11 protein-coding genes and 4 pseudogenes are annotated in these 16,045 nt (G+C 73.4%); 8 read left to right on the forward strand and 7 right to left on the reverse strand.

All coding sequences use genetic code 11. The annotated features are described in order from the left end of the window. Positions 1-322 precede the first annotated feature (322 nt). The 8 genes and pseudogenes from BJF83_RS10420 (at position 323) to BJF83_RS10455 (ending at position 8,206) form a co-directional block, all read left to right on the forward strand. Positions 323-577: a hypothetical protein gene (locus BJF83_RS10420; RefSeq protein ID WP_075926124.1), complete on the forward strand. Its 255-nt coding sequence runs from the start codon at positions 323-325 to the stop codon at positions 575-577. Between the two features lie 393 nt (positions 578-970). Further along, positions 971-1,222 (forward strand): hypothetical protein, encoded by a 252-nt coding sequence (locus tag BJF83_RS10425; protein ID WP_075926125.1) that lies wholly within the window; start codon positions 971-973, stop codon positions 1,220-1,222. A 194-nt stretch (positions 1,223-1,416) separates the two neighbouring features. Then, complete coding sequence (locus BJF83_RS10430) at positions 1,417-2,250, forward strand: M55 family metallopeptidase (RefSeq protein ID WP_075926126.1); 834 nt, start codon at positions 1,417-1,419, stop codon at positions 2,248-2,250. A gap of 137 nt (positions 2,251-2,387) precedes the next feature. Further along, entirely contained in the window at positions 2,388-3,761 is a 1,374-nt protein-coding gene (locus tag BJF83_RS10435) for a M20/M25/M40 family metallo-hydrolase (RefSeq protein WP_075926127.1), read from the forward strand. 87 nt (positions 3,762-3,848) lie between these two features. After that, positions 3,849-4,855, forward strand: a pseudogene (locus BJF83_RS10440) (LD-carboxypeptidase). 373 nt (positions 4,856-5,228) lie between these two features. Then, complete coding sequence (locus tag BJF83_RS10445; protein ID WP_075926128.1) at positions 5,229-5,495, forward strand: helix-turn-helix domain-containing protein; 267 nt, start codon at positions 5,229-5,231, stop codon at positions 5,493-5,495. Between the two features lie 137 nt (positions 5,496-5,632). Then, a complete protein-coding gene (locus BJF83_RS10450; protein WP_075926129.1) occupies positions 5,633-7,603 on the forward strand; it encodes an acyl-CoA dehydrogenase in 1,971 nt (656 codons plus the stop codon). Between the two features lie 3 nt (positions 7,604-7,606). Then, complete coding sequence (locus tag BJF83_RS10455; protein ID WP_075926130.1) at positions 7,607-8,206, forward strand: PadR family transcriptional regulator; 600 nt, start codon at positions 7,607-7,609, stop codon at positions 8,204-8,206. Positions 8,207-8,243: 37 nt separating this feature from the next. Here BJF83_RS10455 and BJF83_RS10460 read toward each other — a convergent pair whose 3' ends face one another. The 7 genes and pseudogenes from BJF83_RS10460 to BJF83_RS10490 all read right to left on the reverse strand — a co-directional run. After that, entirely contained in the window at positions 8,244-9,095 is an 852-nt protein-coding gene (locus BJF83_RS10460) for a glyoxalase (RefSeq protein WP_262391458.1), read from the reverse strand. 337 nt (positions 9,096-9,432) lie between these two features. Next, positions 9,433-9,996: a hypothetical protein gene (locus BJF83_RS10465; RefSeq protein ID WP_075926131.1), complete on the reverse strand. Its 564-nt coding sequence runs from the start codon at positions 9,994-9,996 to the stop codon at positions 9,433-9,435. 106 nt (positions 9,997-10,102) lie between these two features. Next, the gene (locus BJF83_RS10470) at positions 10,103-10,717 is read right to left on the reverse strand and encodes a TetR/AcrR family transcriptional regulator (RefSeq protein ID WP_075926132.1); all 615 of its coding nucleotides are present in this window, start codon (positions 10,715-10,717) and stop codon (positions 10,103-10,105) included. Between the two features lie 68 nt (positions 10,718-10,785). Then, positions 10,786-11,958 carry an acyl-CoA dehydrogenase family protein gene (locus BJF83_RS10475; protein WP_075926133.1) on the reverse strand — a complete coding sequence of 391 codons (1,173 nt, stop codon included), beginning with the start codon at positions 11,956-11,958 and terminating at the stop codon, positions 10,786-10,788. Further along, positions 11,955-14,028, reverse strand: a pseudogene (locus tag BJF83_RS10480) (biotin carboxylase N-terminal domain-containing protein). The gene BJF83_RS10475 and the pseudogene BJF83_RS10480 overlap by 4 nt, the downstream one beginning before the upstream one ends. Positions 14,029-14,056: 28 nt before the next feature. Beyond that, positions 14,057-15,699 (reverse strand): annotated as a pseudogene (locus BJF83_RS10485) (acyl-CoA carboxylase subunit beta). After that, positions 15,696-16,045, reverse strand: a pseudogene (locus BJF83_RS10490) (exopolyphosphatase); the annotation flags it as partial. The pseudogenes BJF83_RS10485 and BJF83_RS10490, both read right to left, overlap by 4 nt.

Genomic DNA, 16,045 nt, shown 5'->3' on the forward strand with positions numbered 1-16,045 from the left:
ACCGCCGGCGCCCCCCGGCACGCCGCGCGTCCCCGAGGACGTGCCTCGGTCCGACGAGTGCCCCGGGTGCCCCGAGCCCCGGGGCGCCGTCGTGTCCGGGACGCCGCGGATCCGTGTCCGGGAGCCCGAGGAACGGCGTCGAGCTGTCACTTTTCCGACAGTTCAGACCCCAAATACCCCCATACCGCCACATACTTGGTCAATCCGGTGACAAAGTGCGCATATCGGGACACGATTGGCGCATCCTCATAGTCGTGCCGCTCGAACGAGCGGGAGCGGCCGGTGCGAGGGCACCGGTCCACACACAGGGAGGAGATCCCAGATGAAGACCATCTCGCGAATCCTGATCACCGCCGTCGCCGCGCCGACCATGGTGCTGGGTCTGTCGAGCGCCGCGTTCGCGAACAGCTTCTACGAGGCCAACTCGACCTTCGCCGGCCCGTACGGCGCCGGCTCGCAGAGCGTCTGTTCCGCCGCGATCAACGACGGCTTCGGTTTCGGCTTCGGCGGATTCGGCGGATTCGGCGGCTTCGGCCGCGGTCCCTGTGACGACCGCGTCGGCCCCTGGATCTGGTAGATCACGACAGCGGCGAGCGCCGGACGCCATCCGGATCGCGAGCCTGGCGCCGGGGAGCACAGCCTCCCCGGCGCCTTTCACGCGTCCGACCCCCGTGAAGCACTCCCCGCCCCCAGAGAAACGGCCGTCGAGCTGTCACCCCACCGACACTTCAGGCCCCAAATCACCACTTCTCACCGCACACTTCGTCAATACGGTTACAAAGCGCGCATATTCGGCCACAATCTGCGCATCCTCATAAACGTGCCGCTCAACAGAGTGGACCGGCCGGACCGTCCCGGGGCCACGGAGACAAGTACGGGGGCTAAGGAGCCTCCGTCGACCCGGACCACGGCGGAACGGTCGGAAGGGACCGGAGCGAACGCACCGATCCACACACAGGGGGGAGATCCCATGACGAAGTCCATCTCGCGAGTTCTGCTCACCGTCGTCGCCGCCCCGGCGCTGGCTCTCGGCCTGCCGGCCGCCGCCTTCGCCGACAGCTTCTACGAGGCCAACGCCACCTTCGCCGGCCCGTTCGGCGCCGGTTCGCAGAGCATCTGCTCCGCGGCGTTCGACCGCGACCACTTCGGCTTCGGCTTCGGTGGCGGCTTCCGCGGCGACCGAGGCTGCGACCGCGGCTTCGACCGTCCCTGGTTCGACTAGTCGGACAGACGGCGAGCACCGGACGCCTACGTCCGGATCGTGAGCCTGGTGTCGGGGAGTCCCGAGCTCCCCGGCACCACAGGGCGCGCCTCCACACCCGGAACCCGGGTGCGGAGGGCACTTTCGTGTGCGCGGCGTCGCGCCGGATCCCCCGCTCCGTGGATATCCCGGGGCCGGAGGGTTAGGGTCGCCGCATGAGGATCCTCGTCTCCGCCGACATGGAGGGCGCCACCGGCGTCACCTGGCCCGCCGACGTCGAGCCCGGAACCGAGCAGTGGCAGCGCTGCCGGGCGATGTTCACCGGCGACGTCAACGCCGCGGTCGCGGGCCTGTTCGCGGGCGGAGCGAGCGAGGTCCTGGTCAACGAGGCCCACGCCACGATGCGCAACCTCCTCCTGGAGCGCCTGGACGAACGCGCCAGCATGATCACCGGCCGCCACAAGGACCTGTCGATGGTCGAGGGAATCCAGCACGGCGACTGCGACGGCGTGGTCTTCCTCGGCTACCACTGCGGCGCCGGGGACGACGGGGTGCTCGCGCACACCTACCTGCCCAACGCGGTGACCGGGGTCTGGCTGGACGGCGAGCCCGCCAGTGAGGGGCGGCTCAACGCGGCCGTCGCCGCCGAGTACGGCGTCCCGGTCATCCTCGTCACCGGCGACGACCGCGCGTGCGGGGACGCCGCGAGCTACGCGCCGTTCGCCCGCACGGTCACGGTCAAGGAGCACGTGAGTCGCTACGCGGCACGCTGCCTCCCGCCGGCGCGCACGGCCGGGGACATCCGCGACGGAGCCCGGGCCGCCATGGTGCTCGCCGGACGGCTCGACCCCGAGGAGCCCCGGACGCACGCCGTCGAGGTGGAATTCGACGCCGCCCACCTGGCACAGGCGGCCGACGTCGTACCCGGAGTGACGCGCACGGGTGTGCTGCGGGTCCGCTACACCTCGCCGAGCGCCTACGAGATGATCCGCTGTTTCAAGGCGGTGACCACGCTCGCCGCGCGGGCGGTGGAGGAGGACTACGGATGACGGGCCGCGCCGTCGAAGGGCGTCTTCTGGGCCGCTGACCGATGCGGCTGTGTACGGTGAGACCGTGGCGCGGGTCACCGTGATCACACCCGTATCACCGGGCCCCAACGACCCCAGTCGAGAGCGAGGCCGCACCCGTGGGCGACCCTTCCGACGCGACGTACGACCTCACCGCGGCGGGGGACGACGCAGTCCACCTGGCCCGCGAACTCGTCCGCAGGGACTCCACCAACCTCGGCGGTGGGAAGGGCGACGAACGGGCCGCCGCCGAGTTCGCCGCCGAGGCGCTGACCGACGCCGGACTGACTCCGCGGCTCCTGGAACCCGCGCGGCGGCGGTCCAACGTCGTCGCGCGCGTGCCCGGCACCGACCCCGACGCCCCCGCCCTGCTGGTCCACGCCCACCTGGACGTCGTCCCCGCCCGTGCCGAGGACTGGTCGGTACCGCCCTTCGGGGGAGAGATCGCCGACTGCCCGGTCACCGGCGCCCCGTCGCTGTGGGGTCGCGGGACGGTGGACATGAAGAACACCGTCGCCATGGCCGCGGCCGTCGTCCGCCACTGGGCGCGCAGCGGACTGCGCCCCAGACGCGACATCGTGCTGGCCCTGGTCGCCGACGAGGAGGACAGCGCCGCCTTCGGCGCCGACTGGCTGGTGCGCGAGCACGCGCACCTGTTCGAGGGCTGCCGGTTCGCGGTCGGCGAGCGCGGGGGCCACACGGTCCACGCCCGCACCGCCACGGGCCGTCCGGTCCGCCTCTACCCGGTCGCCGCGGCCGAGCGCGGGAGCGCCTGGCTCAGCCTGCGCGCCCGCGGCACGGCCGGTCACGGCTCCCGGCCGCCCGCGGACAACGCCGTCGGCGCCCTGGTCGCCGCGATGGCCCGGATCGACGCCCACCGCTGGCCCCTCCGTCTGACACCGGTGACCCGCGCCGCGATCGACGCGATCGCCGCCGCGCTGGAGGTCGAGCGCGTGCCGGGGGACACCGACACCAACGAGGCGGTCGACGCCCTCGTGGCCCGGTTCGGCACGGCCGCACCGCTCGTGGCCCCGACGGTGCGCAACTCGGCGACGCCCACGACACTGTCGGCCGGATACAAGGTCAACGTGGTGCCGGGAGAGGCGGTCGGCGGGGTGGACGGGCGGGTCCTGCCGGGGGCCGAGGAGGAGTTCGCACGCACGATGGACGCGCTCACCGGCGACCGCGTGGACTGGTCCTACGACCACGTCTCTCCCCCCGTGGACGCGCCCCTGGGCACCCGCGCCCTGGCGGCGATGCGGTCCGCGCTGGTGGCGCACGACCCGGAAGCGCACGTGGTCCCGGTGTGCATGGCGGGCGGCACGGACGCCAAGGTGTTCGCGCGGCTGGGCATCGACTGCTACGGGTTCTCGCCCATGCGGCTGCCGGAGGGGATGGACTACCCGGGTCTGCTGCACGGAGTGGACGAGAGGGTTCCTCTGGAGGGACTGAGATCCGGGGTGCGCGTGCTGGACGCGTTCCTGCGGTCCTGACGGGACCGCGCCCCGGAACGGGGCGTGGACGGAGCACGTCCCACCGGAGACGGCGGCGACCATGGACGGTGACGGGTGGGGAAGACGATGACCGAGGTGCGCGGGGCCCGGGAGGCCGTGACCGGAGCCGTGAGGAGCGCCCGGGGCGTGCGGGAGCTGGTCCGGCCGCCTCGGCTGCGCGAGGGGGACCGGGTCCGCCTGGTGGCGCCGTGCAGCCCGGTGCCGCCCGCCCGGCTGGCGGCCGCGGCGGAGGTCGTGCGTAGCTGGGGGCTGCGGGTGGAGTTCGGCGCGCACGTGCGCGAGCGCCACCCCCGACTGCCCTACCTCGCCGGTCCGGACGCCGCGCGGGCCGCCGACCTCCAGCAGGCCTGGTGCGACCCGGGCGTGGCGGCGGTGTTCTGTGTGCGCGGCGGCGACGGCGCGCACCGCACCCTGGACCTGCTCGACTTCGAGGCGATGCGCCACGCCGTCCCAAGGCGCTGGTCGGGTTCAGCGACATCACGGCGCTGCACGAGGCCCTCGCCGTCGAGCTGGGGGTGGCGACGGTGCACGGTCCCGTGGTCGGGACGCGGTACTTCGTGGGCGATCAGGTGGCCCAGCACGAGTTGCGCACGACCCTGTTCTCGCCGGAGCAGCGGACGGTGCTGACGTCGGCGGGGGCGCACGCGCTGGCGCCGGGACGGGCGCGGGGGGTGACCTTCGGCGGGAACCTGAGCCTGCTCAACGACGGGCTCGCCACACCCCACAGCAGGCTGTCTGCGGACGGGGGGATCCTGCTGCTGGAGGACGTCGGGGAGGACGTGGCGCGGATCGACAGGATGCTCACCCACCTGCTGCGCACCGGGTGGATGGACGGGGTGGCCGGGGTGGCGCTCGGGACGTGGACGGACTGCCCGCCCGACCTGGGGGTGATCGCCGACCTGATGCGCGACCGGCTGTCGCCGCTGGGGGTGCCGGTGCTGTGGGGACTGGAGTTCGGGCACTGCGCGGCCCAGCTGACCGTCCCGTTGGGGGTACCCGCGTGGATCGACGCCGAGAACGGCACGCTGGAGCTGGCCGTCCCGGGCCTGGCACAGGGGAGCCGAAGGGCTTGACCCCGACTCAGCTTGAGGTCGCGGAACCTCCGCATGGCCGCGAAAGACAGCAAAGCACTCCTGTCCCACCACACGATGCGAATCACCGAGGGCCATCTGGAGGGGGAGGCGGCGGCCACCGCGCGGTGAGGGCCACCGGACCTACCTCGACGACGACCAGCACCAGGTCGCCGTCGCCCCGGAGACGGCCGGTCGCGCTCGTGCGGGCGATCCCCTGGGGGGCCTGAATTCGACCACGGGGTCTCCCCCACCCGGGTTCCCACCAGCCCTACCGGTATGATTGTACCTGACACGGGCGCTGGGGCGTGTGCCGTGGCTGCCGCCCGTCGCGCGGCGGGGCGAGTGTCCGTGGCACACGTCCTAGACTCCAGGCATGGTTCGTGAACCGTTGAGCGCCGACCAGATCGAGCGGGGCCGCCTGCTCGGATCCCTGCTGCGGAGTGCCCGCGGCGACAGGACGATGGTCGACGTCGCACGTCAGGCCGGGATCTCGGTGGAGACCCTGCGCAAGATCGAGGGCGGTCGGATCCCCACCCCGGCCTTCTTCACCGTGGCCGCCGTGGCCACGGCGCTCGACCTGTCCCTGGACGACCTCCTGCGCCGTGTGCACGAGGCGGTCCCGGAGACCGCCGCCGTCTGACCACCCCTCGGCGCGTGCTTGCCTCCCCCGCCCACCGTGGGAGCCGCCACACCCGTGGTCACGGCGTGTTCCCGACACTCCCGTGTCCGGCAGTGGTACGAAAGTGGCCGCGCCGTCGAGCACCACCAGGGAGAGACATGAGCGACCGGGCACTGCGCGTGGACGAGGCCGAACTGCGCGGCCTGCTGGACGGACGTTGGGCGTGGGCCCGCGAACGCGCCCGCGACCTCCTCCAGGGCGAGGAGTTCGCCCCGGTCCACGGCCTGTCCGTGGACGCGCACCGCGCCCGCGTCCTGACCCAGCTCAAGGCGCTCGCCAGGACCGAGATCCCGGCCTACGGGTTCCCGGAGTCCGTCGGCGGCCGGGACGACGTCGGCGCCTCGGTCGTCGCCTTCGAGATGCTCGTCGCCGACATGTCCCTCATGGTGAAGGCGGGCGTGCAGTGGGGACTGTTCGGCGGGGCGATCCGCGCGCTGGGCACCGAGCGCCACCACGCCGAGTACCTGGCCGACGTGCTGAGCGTCGACCTCCCCGGCTGCTTCGCGATGACCGAGACCGGCCACGGCTCCGACGTGCAGCACCTGCGCACCACCGCCACCTACGACCCCGCGACCGAGGAGTTCGTGGTCCACACCCCCGACGAGTCGGCGCGCAAGGACTACATCGGCAACGCCGCCCGCGACGGCCGCGTGGCCGTGGTCTTCGCCCAACTGAGCACCGGCGGCACGGAGCACGGCGTGCACGCCCTCATGGTGCCGATCCGCGACGGGGACGGCTCACCCGCGACGGGCGTGCGGATCGAGGACTGCGGAGTCAAGGCCGGGCTCAACGGCGTCGACAACGGCCGCCTGTGGTTCGACCAGGTGCGGGTGCCGCGCACCAGCCTGCTCAACCGGTACGGGGACGTCGCCGCCGACGGCGCCTACTCCAGCCCGATCGACAACGAGAACCGGCGCTTCTTCACCATGCTCGGCACCCTCGTCCGGGGCCGCATCAGTGTGGCCGGCACCGCGGGCTCGGCGACCAAGGCGGCCCTGACCATCGCCACGCGCTACGCCGACACCCGGCGCCAGTTCATCCGGCCCGCCTCCGACGGCGAGCCCGAGCACGAGGTCCGCATCCTGGACTACCTCGCCCACCAGCGCAAGCTCCTGCCCGCGCTGGCGCGCACCTACGCGCTGCACTTCGCCCATGAGGAGCTGGTCACCCGCCTGAGCGAGCTGTCCCGCGCCACCGAGCGCGACGAGCACGCCCAGCGCGAACTGGAGTCGCGGGCCGCCGGGATCAAGGCGGTGGCCACCTGGCACGCGACCCGCACCATCCAGACCTGCCGTGAGGCGTGCGGCGGTGCCGGATACCTGGCGGAGAACCGCATCCCCCAGCTCAAGGCCGACTCCGACGTCTTCACCACGTTCGAGGGCGACAACACGGTCCTGCTCCAGCAGCTCACCAAGGGTCTGCTGACCGACTTCCGGGAGTCCTTCGGCGACCTGGACCAACTGGGCCTCGTGCGGTTCATGGCGGGCCGGGTGTTCGAGGGCGTCATCGAGCGCACGGCGGCCAAGCCGCTGATCGACCGGCTGATCGCCGCCGCGCCCGGGCGCGGCGAGGAGGCCGACCTGTACAACCGGGGCTGGCAGCTGGAGCTGCTGGAGGACCGGGAGAAGCACGTGGTCGAGGGGTTGGCCCGGCGGCTGCGCAGGGCGCGGCGGGACGGCGGCGACGCCTTCGAGGTGTTCAACCGGGCCCAGGACCACGTCTTGACGGCGGGACGGGCGCACATGGACCGGGTGGTGCTGGAGGCGTTCGTGGCGGGGATCGACCGCTGCGGCGACCAGGCGACCGCCAAGCTGCTCAACCGGGTGTGCGACCTGTACGTGCTGTCGGTCGTCGAGGAGGAGCGCGCCTGGTTCCTCGAACACGAGCGCCTGTCCGCGACCCGGGCCAAGGCGGTCAGCCAGGCGGTCAACGAACTGTGCCGGGGGTTGCGCCCCTACGCGGTGACACTGGTGAACGCCTTCGGTCTACGCGACGCCTGGCTGGGCGCGCCGATCGCCCTGGGAGCCGAGCACGCGCGCCAGGGCGACGCCGCGCCGGCCCGGGACTGAACGGTGTCGGCGATCAGACTGCTGGTGTTGGGCGCGGTCCGGCTGCACGGCCGCGCGCACGGGTACCAGGTGCGCGCCGACCTGGAGCACTGGGGCGCGCACGAGTGGTCCACGGCCAAACCCGGGTCGGTCTACCACGCGCTCAAGCAGTTGGCCCGGCAGGGACTGCTGGTCGCGCACGAGGTCGCGCCGTCCACCGCCGGCGGGCCGCCGCGCACTGAGTACGGGATGACCGAGCGGGGGACACAGGAGTATTTGTCCCTGTTGCGCGCGGCGCTGTCCAGCCACGACCAACGGCTGGACGCGCTGTCCGCGGCGCTCGGGTTCATGGTGGACCTGCCGCGCGAGGAGGTCCTCGGGCTGCTGCGCCGACGCGTCTGCGGCCTGGAGTCGTGGCGTGCGGGCGTGCTCGACCACTACGACCCGGAGCGGGGGCCCGAGGGGGACGGCCACATCGGCGAGATCATGGACCTGTGGACGCACACGGCGGAGTCCGACGCCGAGTGGACCCGTGCGCTGATCCGGCGGATCGAGGGCGGCGCGCACGCCTTCGCGGGCGAGGGCGGCGCGCCGTTCGAGGGGCTGCTGGCCGGGGACGCGTAACCGGCCGGGGCAGGGGCCGCCGGGACCGGAGCGACCGTCAGGGACTGCCGACCGTTCCGTCGTCCGGCCCGCCCGCTCCCCCGTCCAGCCAGAGGCGCAGGTCATCCGCATTGCGCAACTCCGCCTCGACCACGCGGCGCTCCTCCTCGGTGAGGGCGGTGCCGCGCAGTCGGCCGAGCCAGTCCGCCGCGTCCTCGTGCTCGCCCAGCGCGGTGGACAATTCGACCAGCATCGCCAGAGCCGTGGCGCGCTGCACGTCGGTGGCCCGGTCCCCGTGTCTGCGCAGGGCCGACTTGATCTGCCGGGACGCCGACAGATCGTCGGTCTTGAAGTCGCGCAGGATCCGGGCGCTGTCCAGGGCCCGAGCGAGCGGCGGCAGATCCTTGGAGCCGCCGTACTCCAGCTCCTCCGGCTCGTCGCGCTGGATGACGATGATGGAGTTGCCGGAGGGATCCATCAGGGTGAAGCGGCTCGCGCCGGGCCGGTACCGGGTGACGCGGGGGAGACCGCGACCAAGGACCCTGCCGTAGGTCCGGCGCATGCCCTGGGTGACGGCGGCGTGGTAGGCGGCGACGTCGTCGACCATGACCAGGCACCCGCCGGTGTGCTCCATCGCGGGGTCCAGGCCCTTCGGCGGGCGGCCGAAGTGCAGGTCGAAGCCGCTCCAGCGCAACGCGAGGTAGAGGTAGGGCCTGCGCTGGTCGTGGGTGACCTCGAAGCCGATCGCGCGGAAGAACTCGATCGTCGCCTCAGGATCGAAACAGTGCAGCACCGGGACGACCCTCTCGTTGGCGCGCACGCCCGTCGACCGCCGCTCGGGGCCTTGCTCGCGCTCGGTGGGCGACGTGCCCACGTACTCGTCCCCCGTCGTCCCGACGCGTCCGACCATGACCCGACCCCCAATTGATCAAGTTTGACTACTCAGCGAGCGTAGGCCGCACGAGTACATCTAGTCAAACTTGACTACTGAGGCGGCTCCGGGATGCCCGAGGCCCGCGCACTGGGGCTTCCGCGACACCCGGAAGACCCCTGACATGAGGAGGACTCACGTCAGGTTCGGCTGGGCGACACCTTCGGCTTCGGGTTGGCGCGCGCGGACCACGCGACCGCACGCCGGACCGAGAGCCCGTTCGGCTGGTACCGGGACGTCATCGCGCGCGACCGGCGATCGCACATCGGCCGCCCGTTCCCCGGACCTGACGAACGGCGCGCTTCGCCCGGCGGGGCTACTCGCTCCCGACTGCGTCGAGGGGCCCGCTGTCCGCGGCGGCGCCGTCGGCCTGGCGGGCCGGTTCCCACCACCACCAGTGCGACTCCGGCACCCACGCGGGCACCTCCTCGCCGCTGGGCGAGCTGGCGTCGGCCGCCACCGCGGCCAGGGCGTCGTCGATGCGCGGGACGGCCTCCAGATCGACGGGCCTCAGGAACCGGTCCCAGGGGACGAACGCGTCACCGAGGATCTGGAGCATCGACCGCCGCCAGCAGGCGGGCCGGTACCCCTCGTGCCGACCGTTCTCGGCGGCGGTCTGGGTGCGCACCACGTAGAGACTGAGCCGGGCGGGGTTGTTCCCGCTGACCAGCAGCTCGGCCAGGGTCGCGTTGAAGTTCCGCCCCGCCGGGGAGCTCCGTTCGCCCGGTGTGGTCGCCCGGTACAGCTCGAAGAGCGCGGCGAACGCGGCGTCCATCAGGGCGTCGCGGTCCCTGCCCCGCGCCGAGCTCTCCGTGAACGCGTCCAACGCCTGCCTGGCGAGGCCGGGCAGGTCCCGGCCCGATTCCGCACCCACCGTCACACCGTCCGTCCGGTCTCGTCCGCGTTCATCCCAGGGCCGGGCCGAGCCCGACCGGTTCCGATCATAGACACCCGTGGACGCGCGCACGCCGCGCGGAGCCGGGTGCTCACCCGTGGCTCCGCCCCAGAGCCTGGTCGAGCATCCGCGCCCACTGACGCACGATCCCGCTCCGACGTGCCCTGTCGTCGCTGAGCAGGTTGGCCAGACCCAGTCCGCGCGCCAGGTCCAGGGTCGCCTGGACGGCCTCCCGCACCCCGGGAACCGACTCGTCCGCCCCCAGGAGCTCGACCGCCGCGCGGTGGATCTGGCGTCCCACCCGTTCCTCCATCGGAATCACGCGGTCACGCAGCGCGGGGTCGCTGGCCGCCCCGGTCCACAGCTGGAGGGCGGCGTGGAAGTCCTCGCCGCTGAAGGCGTCCACCACCGTCTGGACGACCGCCTCCGTGCGCCCGGGCCCCTCGGGAACCGCCGTCGCGCCCCGCCGCAGCTCCTCGCCACGGCTGTCGACCATCCGGTCCAGCGCGGCCAGGAAGAGATCGTCGCGGGTGGGGAAGTGGTGCTGGGCGGCGCCTCGGGACACCCCGGCCGCCTCGGCTACCGCACCGACCGTCGCCCCCGCCACTCCTCGCTCGGCCAGGCAGCGCACGGCCGCGTCCAGCAGTCGGGCGCGGGTGGCCCTGCTGCGTTCCTGTCGCGGCTCCCGGTCGAGCTCGGTGCCCACGTCGCGCCCCTCCACTGCGGTGTGCGCGCCGTGCCCCGGACGGGGAACGGCGCGCACCATCGGTCCGGTCAGTACGACTTGGGCAGGCCGAGGGACTGCTGTGCCACGTAGTTGAGCACCATCTCCCGGCTGACCGGGGCGATCCGGGCCAGGCGTGCGGTGAGGACGGCCGCTCCCAGGCCGTACTCGCTGGCCAGGCCGTTCCCGCCGAGGGTCTGGACGGCCTGGTCGACCGATCGCACGCACGCCTCGGCGGCGGCGTACTTGGCCATGTTGGCCGCCTCGCCCGCCCCCGCGTCGTCGCCGGAATCGTAGCGGAGCGCGGCGTGCTGGGTCATCAACCGGGCCTGCTCCGTCTCGATCTTGACCTGCGCGAGCGGATGCGCCAGCCCCTGGTGGGCCCCGATGGGCGTGTCCCGCCAGACCGCGCGCTCCTTGGCGTAGGCGACCGCCCTGCCCAGGGCGTGCAGGGCGCTCCCGGTGGCCAGCGACGCCGCCATGATCCGCTCGGGGTTGAGACCGGCGAACAACTGGAGCAGCCCCGCCTCGGGGTCTCCGACCAACGCGTCCGAGGGCAGCCGGACGTCGTCCATGAACAGCTGGAACTGGTGGTCGGGGCTGACCAGGTCCATCTCGATCGGGCGCGCCTCAAAACCCGAGGTGTCGGTGGGCACGACGAACAGCGCCGCGCTCAGGCGGCCGGTCGCCTCGTCCTCGATCCGGCCGACGACCAGCACCGCGTCGGCCACGTCGACGCCGGAGATGTAGGTCTTGCGACCGTTGAGCACCCAACCGTCGCCGTCGCGGCGGGCGGTGGTGGTGATGCGGTGGGAGTTGGACCCGGCGTCGGGTTCGGTGATGGCGAAGGCCATGATCGCCTCGCCGGTGGCCAGGCCGGGCAGCCACCGGTCGCGCTGGACCGGGGTGCCGAAGCGGGACAGGACGGTGCCGCAGATGGCCGGCGAGACCACCATCATCAGGGTGGGACACCCCGCGGCGCTGAACTCCTCCAGGACGGCGGCCAGGTCGCCGATGCCCCCGCCTCCGCCCCCGTACTCCTCGGGGATGTTGACGCCCAGGTATCCGAGGCGGCCCGCCTCCTCCCACAGTTCGGTGAGGTAGGCGCCCTCCCGGGCACGGGATCTGTAGTAGTCAGACCCGTACTTCTCGGCGAGCGCGGCGACGGCGGCGCGCAGTTCGCGGCGTTCGGACGGTTCGTCGAAGATCATGGCCCCGGTCACGTGTGCGTCCCTTCGTGCTGGTAGTCGAGTACGGCGAGGGGCGCCCCGGCGGGCACCCGCTGTCCCGTCGCGACCGGGAGGTCCCGGACGGCACCGGCGGCGGGAGCGGTGACGCGGTGCTCCATCTTCATGGCTTCCAGACGCAGCAGGGTCTGTCCCGCGCGGACCCGGTCGCCCACGGCCACGTCCACGGCGGTGACCGTGCCCGGCATCGGCGCGGGCAGCGCCCCCGGGTCGACGGCGGCCTCGGGGGCCGGCAGGGGGTCGACGGCGGTGAGGGTGACCGATCCGAGGGAGGACTCGACGTGGATGTCGGGGTCGCCGTCGGCCCGGTGGACGGCGAACGGTCGGCGCAGGCCGTCGACCTCCAGCACCACCAGGTCCGGGGCGGCGGACAGGACGCGCACGCCGGGTTCGTCGGTCGCGTAGCCGCCGCGCGCCGTCCGGTAGGAGATGGTGATCGGGCGCCGTCCGCCCCGGCGCGCAGGTGCCGCCGGGTGTGGGCGGCGGAGGGGACGTTGCGCCAGTTGGCGGGGACACCCACGGGAACGGGGGTCGCGGCGCGGGCGGCCTCGGCGTCGGACAGGCTGGCGGCCAGAGCCGCCAGACGCGCGGTGTCGGTGTCCGCGAGCGGTCGGGCGAGAGCGCTGAGCCTGTCCCCGCCCAACAGGCCGGTGGTCAGGTGCGCCCGCCGGGCGGGATCGGGGTGGTCGGCGTCGGCGAAGGCGGGGTGGCGCAGGGTGCGCACGAGCAGGTCGCGGTTGGTTCCCACACCGTGCACGCGGGCGGTGGCCAGGGCGGCGGACAGGCGGCGCAGGGCGTCCCGGCGGTCACGGCCGAACGCGATCACCTTGGCGAGGAGGGGGTCGAAGTCCGCGCCGACGGTGTCGCCCGGCTCGACACCGCTGTCCAGACGCACGCCGGGCGCGGTGATCGGGGCGAAGGCGGCGGTCGCGGCGGGCACGTCGAAGGTGCGCAGCGTGCCGGTCCGGGGCCGCCAGTCCCGGCCCGGGTCCTCGGCGTACAGGCGGGCCTCGATCGCGTGGCCGCGCGGAGCGGGCGGGCCGGAGCCGGGCAGGGGCTCGCCCTCGGCGACGCGGATCTGCCACTCGACCAGGTCGAGCCCGGTGACGCACTCGGTGACGGGGTGTTCGACCTGCAGGCGCGTGTTCATCTCCAGGAAGACCGGGTCACCGGGGCCGTCGTCACGGACGGGGACGAGGAACTCGGCGGTTCCGGCGCCGACGTAGCCGATCGCGCCCGCCATGGCACGGGCGGCCTCGTGCAAACGTGCGCGCAGGTCGTCGGGGAGTCCGGGGGCCGGTGCCTCCTCGATGACCTTCTGGTGGCGGCGCTGGACCGAGCAGTCGCGTTCGCCCAGGGCCCACACCGTGCCGTGGGCGTCGGCGAGGATCTGCACCTCGACGTGACGGCCGTGGTCGACGTAGGGCTCGCAGAACACGGTCGGGTCGCCGAACGCGGCGGCGGCCTCGGCGCGGGCGGAGGCCGCGGCCGCGGGCAGGTCGGCGAGGTCGCGGACGACGCGCATGCCGCGGCCGCCGCCCCCGGCGGCGGCCTTGACCAGGACGGGCAGGTGGCCGGGGGTGACCTCATCGGGGTCCAGTGCGGCGGCGACGGGGACCCCCGCCTGACGCGCGATGTCCTTGGCGCGCGTCTTGGAGCCCATCGCGGCGATGGCCTCCGGGGGCGGGCCGACCCAGGTGAGTCCGGCGTCGACCACCGCTCGGGCGAGTTCTGCGCTCTCGGACAGGAACCCGTAGCCGGGGTGGACGGCGTCGGCGCCGGCGGCAGTGCGGCGTCGACCAGGGCGCCGGGGTCGAGGTAGGCGGCGGCCGGTCCGATCCCGTCGGGGACGGGGAGCCGGACCGCGGTGTCGGCCTCGGCCACGTGCGCGGCGGCGGCCTCGGCCGGGGTGTCGGCGTGGACGGCGACCGTGGCGACGCCGAGGGCGCGACAGGTGCGCAGGACCCGGCGGGCGATCTCGCCTCGGTTGGCGACCAGGAGGGTGGACACGGGGGTGGCGGCGGGCGGCGGTTGGGGGCGGTGCACGTCGGGTCTCTCCTTTCCTCGCCCGGGTTCACATCCGAAAGACGCCGAAACGGTCGGAGCCCCGGACGGGGGCGTTGTGCGCGAAGGACAGGCACAGTCCCAGGACGGTGCGGGTGTCGCGGGGGTCGATGACGCCGTCGTCGTAGACCGGCCGGACAGGAAGAGGGGCAGCGACTCGGCCTCGATCTGGCGCTCGACCATCTCGCGCATCGCGGCGTCCTGGTCCTCGTCGTAGGGCTGGCCCTTGGCGGCGGCGGACTGGCGGGCGACGATCGACAGCACCTGCGCGAGTTGGCGCGGACCCATGACGGCCGACCGGGCGCTGGGCCAGGCGAACAGGAACCGGGGGTCGTAGGCGCGGCCGCACATCCCGTAGTGACCGGCACCGTAGGAGGCGCCGATGAGCACGGACAGGTGCGGCACGGTGCTGTTGGAGACGGCGTTGATCATCATCGAGCCGTGCTTGATGATGCCGCCCTGCTCGTACTCGCGGCCGACCATGTAGCCGGTGGTGTTGTGCAGGAAGACCAGGGGCGTGTCCGCGCGGTTGGCGAGCTGGATGAACTGGGCGGCCTTCTGGGCCTCGGCGCTGAACAGGACCCCGTTGTCGTTGGCGAGGATCCCGACCGGGTAGCCGTGCAGGGTGGCCCAGCCGGTGACCAGGCCGGAGCCGTAGGCGGGCTTGAACTCGTCGAACTCCGAGCCGTCGACGATCCGGGCGATGACCTCGCGGGGGTCGACGGGGACCTTGAGGTCGGGCGGCATGACGCCCAGCAGTTCCTCCGCGGGATGGAGGGGCTCGACGACGGGCCCGGTCGGGGCCGGGCCCGGTTTGCGGCGGTTGAGGCGGGCGACGACGCGGCGGCCGATGCGCAGGGCGTCGCGCTCGTCCTCGGCGAGGTGGTCGGCGAGACCGGAGACCTCGGCGTGCATGCGGGCGCCGCCGAGGGACTCGTCGTCGCTCTCCTCCCCGGTGGCCGCCTTGACCAGCGGCGGGCCACCGAGGAAGACCTTCGAACGGTCGCGGACCATGACGACGTGGTCGCACATGCCCGGAATGTAGGCGCCCCCGCCGGTGGAGTTGCCGAAGACGATGGCGATCGTGGGCACCCCGGCGGCGGACAGACGGGTGAGGTCGCGGAAGGTGCGTCCGCCGGGGACGAAGACCTCCTTCTGTGTGGGCAGGTCGGCGCCGCCGGACTCGACGAGGTTGATCAGCGGCATGCGGTTGTGCTCGGCGATCTCGGCCGCGCGGGCGGACTTGCGCAGTGTCCACGGGTTGCTGGACCCGCCGCGCACGGTGGGGTCGTTGGCCACGATGACGCACTCGACGCCGGACACGACGCCGACGCCCGTGACGACGCTGGCCCCGACCTGGAAGTCGCTGCCCCATGCGGCCAGGGGCGAGAGTTCGAGGAAGGGGCTGCCCTCGTCCAGGAGGAGTTCGATCCGCTCACGGGCGAGCAGGCCGCCGCGCGCCCGGTGCCGTTCGACGTAGCGCCGACCGCCGCCGGCCACGGCCTTGGCGTGCTCGGCGTCGATCTCGTCGAGTGCGGCGAGCATCGCGTCGCGGGCCTGGGCATAGGCGGGCGCGGCGGTGTCCAGCCGGGTGGGCAGCACCGTGGCCGCACGGCGCCGGCCGGGGGCCGCGGGTGAGGGGCGGCAACTCATGGGCGCGCCGCCTCCTCCAGCAGCCGCTCGGGGATGGGCACCCGCTGGGCCCGCAGCCACTCCCCCAGTCCCTTTGCCTGGGGGTCCAGGCCCTCGCGTCGCGCGGTGCCGGGGGCGAGCAGGCCCTCGATCCAGAAGTTCACCGCGCGCAGGTTCGGCAGCTGGTGGCGGGTGACCGTGAGGTCGGCGGTCTCGGGGAGCAGTCGGCGCAGGAGGTCGACGGTCAGGGTGTGGACGAGCCACCGCCAGCCCTCGTCGGTGCGCGCCCACACGCCGAGGTTGGCGTCGGCGCCCTTGTCGCCGCTGCGTGCGCCGAGCACCAGCCGAGCGGCGCGGAGGTGGCGGG

The sequence above is a fragment of the Nocardiopsis sp. CNR-923 genome, assembly GCF_001942255.1.
GTDB lineage: Bacteria > Actinomycetota > Actinomycetes > Streptosporangiales > Streptosporangiaceae > Nocardiopsis.

Excerpts from the sequence above, each read along its gene's own strand:
- BJF83_RS10420 (WP_075926124.1), top strand. The coding sequence starts at position 323 with ATGAAGACCATCTCGCGAATCCTGATCACCGCCGTCGCCGCGCCGACC.
- BJF83_RS10425 (WP_075926125.1), top strand. The coding sequence starts at position 971 with ATGACGAAGTCCATCTCGCGAGTTCTGCTCACCGTCGTCGCCGCCCCG.
- BJF83_RS10430 (WP_075926126.1), top strand. The coding sequence starts at position 1,417 with ATGAGGATCCTCGTCTCCGCCGACATGGAGGGCGCCACCGGCGTCACC.
- BJF83_RS10445 (WP_075926128.1), top strand. The coding sequence starts at position 5,229 with ATGGTTCGTGAACCGTTGAGCGCCGACCAGATCGAGCGGGGCCGCCTG.
- BJF83_RS10450 (WP_075926129.1), top strand. The coding sequence starts at position 5,633 with ATGAGCGACCGGGCACTGCGCGTGGACGAGGCCGAACTGCGCGGCCTG.
- BJF83_RS10460 (WP_262391458.1), bottom strand. The coding sequence starts at position 9,095 with ATGGTCGGACGCGTCGGGACGACGGGGGACGAGTACGTGGGCACGTCG.